At 74.3% G+C, this 5,217-nt stretch carries 4 protein-coding genes and 2 pseudogenes; 4 read left to right on the forward strand and 2 right to left on the reverse strand.

The window, feature by feature from the left end; translation table 11 throughout:
* Positions 1-16: 16 nt before the first annotated feature.
* Positions 17-151: pseudogene (locus HLB09_RS20420) on the forward strand (hypothetical protein); the annotation flags it as partial.
* A gap of 36 nt (positions 152-187) precedes the next feature.
* Here HLB09_RS20420 and HLB09_RS12595 read toward each other — a convergent pair.
* Positions 188-2,317: pseudogene (locus HLB09_RS12595) on the reverse strand (DNA gyrase/topoisomerase IV subunit B); the annotation flags it as partial.
* Positions 2,318-2,612: 295 nt separating this feature from the next.
* On the opposite strand from HLB09_RS12595, the gene HLB09_RS12600 reads away from it, so the two are divergent.
* The 3 genes from HLB09_RS12600 to HLB09_RS17870 all read left to right on the forward strand — a co-directional run bounded on the left by HLB09_RS12600 (position 2,613) and on the right by HLB09_RS17870 (position 3,856).
* Complete coding sequence (locus tag HLB09_RS12600; RefSeq protein WP_171203702.1) at positions 2,613-2,813, forward strand: DUF7455 domain-containing protein; 201 nt, start codon at positions 2,613-2,615, stop codon at positions 2,811-2,813.
* Between the two features lie 103 nt (positions 2,814-2,916).
* The gene (locus tag HLB09_RS12605) at positions 2,917-3,447 is read left to right on the forward strand and encodes a DUF456 domain-containing protein (RefSeq protein WP_212771013.1); all 531 of its coding nucleotides are present in this window, start codon (positions 2,917-2,919) and stop codon (positions 3,445-3,447) included.
* 220 nt (positions 3,448-3,667) lie between these two features.
* Positions 3,668-3,856: a hypothetical protein gene (locus HLB09_RS17870; protein ID WP_212771014.1), complete on the forward strand. Its 189-nt coding sequence runs from the start codon at positions 3,668-3,670 to the stop codon at positions 3,854-3,856.
* 96 nt (positions 3,857-3,952) lie between these two features.
* Here the strand turns inward: HLB09_RS17870 and HLB09_RS12615 are convergent.
* The coding region (locus HLB09_RS12615; RefSeq protein ID WP_171203703.1) for an RNA polymerase sigma factor at positions 3,953-5,217 on the reverse strand (1,265 nt) is incomplete at its 5' end.

Raw genomic sequence — 5,217 nt, forward strand, 5'->3', positions numbered from 1 at the left:
AGAACGCCCCCTCGCGGTGCGCCCACAGCACCCCGAGCAGGAGGACGCCGAGGAAGACGAACATCTCCACGACGGCCGAGAGCCCGACGTCCGCGACGACGAGCAGCGCGCCGTCGTCGAGGCGGCGCCCGAGCCGCTGCTCGTCGTCGCGGGCGCCGGGTCGGGCAAGACGGAGACGATGGCCGCCCGCGTCGATGCGCTCGCGGTCCAGGTCGGCGGCGTTCTCGACGATGAAGTCGCGCCGAGGCGCCACCTCCCCGCCCATGAGGAGCTCGAAGACCCGCTCGGCCGCAGCGGCGTCCTCGATGCGCACCCGGCGCAGGGTCCGGCGGGTGGGGTCCATCGTCGTCTCCGCCAGCTGGTCGGCGTCCATCTCGCCGAGGCCCTTGTAGCGCTGGATCCCCGGCTTCCAGCGGCGTCCCTTCTTCTCGAGGTCGCGCAGCAGGCTCGCCAGCTCGGCCTCGGAGTAGGTGTAGACGACCTCCGCCGGGCGGCGGCCGGCGCCGAGGACCTCCACGCGGTGCAGCGGCGGGACGGCGGCGAAGACGCGGCCCGCCTCCACGAGGGGGCGCATGTAGCGGAAGAACAGCGTGAGCAGCAGCGTGCGGATGTGGGCGCCGTCGACGTCGGCGTCGGTCATGACGATGACCCGCCCGTAGCGCGCCGCCTCCAGGTCGAAGGAGCGCCCCGACCCGGCCCCGATGACCTGCAGGATGGCCGCGCACTCGGCGTTGCCGAGCATGTCGGCCAGCGACGCCTTCTGGACGTTGAGGATCTTGCCGCGGATGGGCAGGAGCGCCTGGTACTCGCTCTGCCGGGCGCGCATGCCCGTGCCGAGGGCGCTGTCGCCCTCGACGATGAAGAGCTCGGTGCGGTCGGCGTCGCTGCTGCGGCAGTCCTTGAGCTTGGGCGGCAGCGACGAGCTCTCGAGGGCGCTCTTGCGCCGCTGGGTCTCCCGGTGCATCCGTGCGCTGATGCGCGACTTCATCTCCGAGACGACCTTCTCGAGCACGGCCGCCGACTGCGCCTTCTCCTCGCGGCGCGTCGAGGCCAGCCGGGCGGAGAGCTCCTTCTCCACCGTGCGGGCCACGATGCCGCGGACCGCCGAGGTGCCGAGCACCTCCTTGGTCTGCCCCTCGAACTGCGGCTCGGCCAGGCGCACGGTGAGCACCGCCGTGAGGCCGGCCATGACGTCGTCGCGCTCGAGCTTGTCGCCGCCCGGCTTGCCGGAGAAGCTCACCTTGAGCTTGCGGGCGTTCTCCTCGATGGCCTTGCGCAGCACCTTCTGCAGAGCGGCCTCGAAGCCCGCGAGGTGTGTGCCGCCCTTGGGCGTGGCGATGATGTTGACGAAGCTGCGGACCGTCGTGTCGTAACCGGTGCCCCACCGGAGCGCGACGTCGACGACGCACTCGCGCTCGACCTCGGTGGGCTCCAGGTGCCCCATCGCGTCGAGGACGGGCACCGTCTCGGTGAAGCGGCCGCTGCCCTGCAGCCGCCACACGTCGCTGACCGGCGGGTCGGTGGCGAGGTGGTCGGCGAACTCGGTGATGCCGCCGTCGAAGCGGAACTCCTCGACCCGCGGCTCCCCGTCCTCGCCGCGGCGGCCGTCCCGCTCGTCGACGAGGACGAGGTGGAGCCCGGGCACGAGGAAGGCCGTCTGGCGGGCGCGGGCCACGAGCTCGTCGTAGGCGAAGGCGGCGTCGGGCAGGAAGACCTGCGGGTCGGCCCAGTAGCGGATGCGCGTCCCGCTGGCGCCCTTGCGGGTGCGCCCCCGCACCGCGAGCTCGGAGGAGTCGGTGAAGGGCGCGAACGGCGAGGAGGCGCTCGGGGCGCCGCCGGCGTCGTCGAAGACGCCGGGCTCACCGCGCCGGAAGCTCATGGCGTGCGTGCGACCGCCGCGGTCGACCTCGACGTCGAGGCGGGCGGACAGCGCGTTGACGACCGACGCGCCGACCCCGTGGAGACCGCCGGAGGCCGCGTACGAGCCCCCGCCGAACTTCCCGCCCGCGTGCAGCTTCGTGAAGACGACCTCGACCCCGGACAGGCCCGTCTTCGGCTCGGCGTCGACGGGGATGCCGCGCCCGTCGTCGCGGACCTCGACGGACCCGTCGGCGTGCAGGACGACGTCGATGCGCGTGGCGTGGCCGCCCAGGGCCTCGTCGACGGCGTTGTCGATGACCTCCCACAGGCAGTGCATGAGGCCGCGCGCGTCGGTGGAGCCGATGTACATGCCCGGTCGCTTGCGCACGGCCTCGAGGCCCTCGAGGACCGACAGGTGCCGTGCGGTGTACGCGTCGTCACGGTCCCCCGCGCGCACGACGCGCTCGGACGGCCGGCGGGGCGCCGCCGGTCGGGCGGGCGCGGACGTCTGCTGTGCCACGCCGCCAGGCTAGACGGCGCCCCCGACGGCGGGGCGGACCCGAGCCGCCCGCCGTGGCGGCGGACGGGCGCGGGGATGCTCCGCACGGGTGAGGGGGCCGGCGCGCCGAGCGCGGCGCGGTGTTCCTCCGTCAGCGAACGGGCCCGTCCGACCGATGGGGGAACGGCAGGCCGTGGTTCGATGTTGGAGTCGGTGAACCACGGAACGACCGAGAGCCCCTGGGAAGGACGACGTGACCGCCACCCTCGCGACAGAGCACCTCACCGCGGCCGACCGCTGCGACCGGTGCGGAGCCCAGGCCTACCTGCTCGTCCGGATGCCCTCCGGCGGCGAGCTGTACTTCTGCAACCACCACGGGCGCGAGCACGAGGGGCGCCTGCGCGAGTCGGGCGCCGACATCGTCGACGAGTCCTCGCGCCTCGCGGGCTCCTGAGCCCCCGACGCACCTCGACCACGGCGCGACCCTGACCTCGTGGCGCTCCGACGGCCGCCGTCCCGGACCGGGACGGCGGCCGTCGTGCGTCCGGTGACGGGTCGTGGCGCCGTTCCCGGGCGGCGCCGTGGGTGAGGTGCTCGACGGCTTCGCGAGCACGGTGACGGTGCTCGCGGGCGTGGGCGTCGTCCTCGGCGTCCTGGGCACGGTCGTGCCCGTGCTCCCGGGCGGCCTGCTCGTCGCGGCGTCGGTGCTCGTCTGGGCGCTGGTCACCGGCGGCGCCGCCTGGTGGGTCCTCGTCGGCGTCGTCGTCGTGCTCGCCGCGGGCCAGCTGCTCGAGTACCTCACGGCGGGCGTCTCGCTCAAGCGGGCGGGCGTGCCCAACCGGTCGCTCGTCATCGGGGGGCTGGCGGGCGTCGTCGGCTTCTTCGTCGTGCCCGTGCTGGGGCTCGTCCTCGGCTTCCTGGGCGGCCTCTACCTCGCCGAGCGTCATCGCCAGCCCGATGCCGCGACGGCGTGGCGCAGCACGAGGACGGGCCTGCGGGCCGCCGGGGTCGCGCTGCTCATCGAGCTGGCGGCCGTCCTCGTGTCGGCCGTCCTGTGGTTCACGGCCGTGCTGTGGTGGCTCCCGTGAGCGACGACGACGGCACCTCCCCCGGCCCCCGGCGCCCGGGCCTCCGACGCACCCGGCCCTCCTCGAGGCGCGCGCCCGCGTCGTCCACGACCTGTCCACCGCCGGCCTCGGCTCGGCCGCGCACGTCGACGTCGTCGACGCCTGCGTCCGCGAGCGGCGCTGGTGGCTCGACGCGTGGCCGGGCGGCGCCGAGCACGTCGCCGGCCAGGTGGCCCAGGACGTGCAGGAGGCCCTCCGCGACGGCGCGGGCCTGGCGTGGCCGCCGTGCCCCCTGCCCCACGCGGACGACGACGTGCAGCCGCACGTCCTCCACGTGCTGCCCGACCTCGGCCCCGATCCCCACTGGGTCTGCGAGGAGAGCGGCACCGCCGCCGCGCCGCTGGGCGCGCTGGGCGCGACCGCCTCCTAGCGGAGCGCCCCTCGTCGAGCCCTCCCCCGGACGACGACGGCCCCGCCGCTCCTCGCGGAGCGGCGGGGCCGTCGTCGTTGCGCGCCCGGCGGGCGGTCAGTCCAGGTAGTCGCGCAGGACCTGGCTGCGCGAGGGGTGGCGCAGCTTGGACATCGTCTTGGACTCGATCTGGCGGATGCGCTCGCGCGTGACGCCGTACACCTTGCCGATCTCGTCCAGCGTCTTCGGCTGCCCGTCGGTCAGGCCGAAGCGCATGGACACGACCCCGGCCTCCCGCTCGGAGAGCGTGTCGAGCACCGAGTGCAGCTGCTCCTGCAGCAGCGTGAAGGACACGGCGTCCGCGGGGACGACGGCCTCGGAGTCCTCGATGAGGTCGCCGAACTCGCTGTCGCCGTCCTCACCCAGGGGGGTCGACAGCGAGATGGGCTCGCGGCCGTACTTCTGGACCTCGACGACCTTCTCGGGCGTCATGTCCAGCTCCTTGGCGAGCTCCTCGGGCGTGGGCTCGCGACCCAGGTCCTGGAGCATCTGCCGCTGGACGCGGGCCAGCTTGTTGATGACCTCGACCATGTGGACCGGGATGCGGATGGTCCGCGCCTGGTCGGCCATGGCGCGGGTGATGGCCTGGCGGATCCACCACGTCGCGTAGGTCGAGAACTTGTAGCCCTTGGTGTAGTCGAACTTCTCGACCGCGCGGATGAGGCCGAGGTTGCCCTCCTGGATGAGGTCCAGGAAGAGCATGCCGCGGCCCGTGTAGCGCTTGGCGAGGGAGACGACGAGGCGCAGGTTGGCCTCGAGGAGGTGGTTCTTCGCGCGGCGGCCGTCGTGGGCGATCCACTGCAGCTCGCGGTGGTAGCGCGCGTCGGTGACCTCGCCCGAGGTCATGCGCTCCTCGGCGAAGAGGCCGGCCTCGATGCGCTTGGCCAGCTCGACCTCCTGCTCGGCGTTGAGGAGGGCGACCTTGCCGATCTGCTTGAGGTAGTCCTTGACCGGGTCGGCCGTGGCGCCCGCGGTGACGACCTGGACCGCGGGGGCGTCCTCGTCGTCGTCGTCGCGCAGCACGAAGGAGTCGCCCTTGCCCTCGGTGGCGGGGGCGTCCGCGGCGTCGGTCTCGGCGACCGTCGGGCGCGCCTGGGCGTCCTCGTCGGCGAGGGTGTCGGCGACGTCGGGCGTGGCGACGTCCGTCGGTCCCTCGTCCGCGCTCCCGCCGCGCGAGCCCTTCGCCGCGGTCTTCGACCCGCCCGCGGCCGTCTTCGCGCCGGCGCTCCTGGCCGTCGTCGTCTTCGTCCCCGCGGCCTTCGCGGCCGCGCCGGCCGGCGCGGCCTTCTTGCGCGCGGGGGCCTTGCGGGCCGGGGCCGCGG

The sequence above is a fragment of the Pseudokineococcus marinus genome (assembly GCF_013004605.1).
GTDB lineage: Bacteria > Actinomycetota > Actinomycetes > Actinomycetales > Quadrisphaeraceae > Pseudokineococcus > Pseudokineococcus marinus.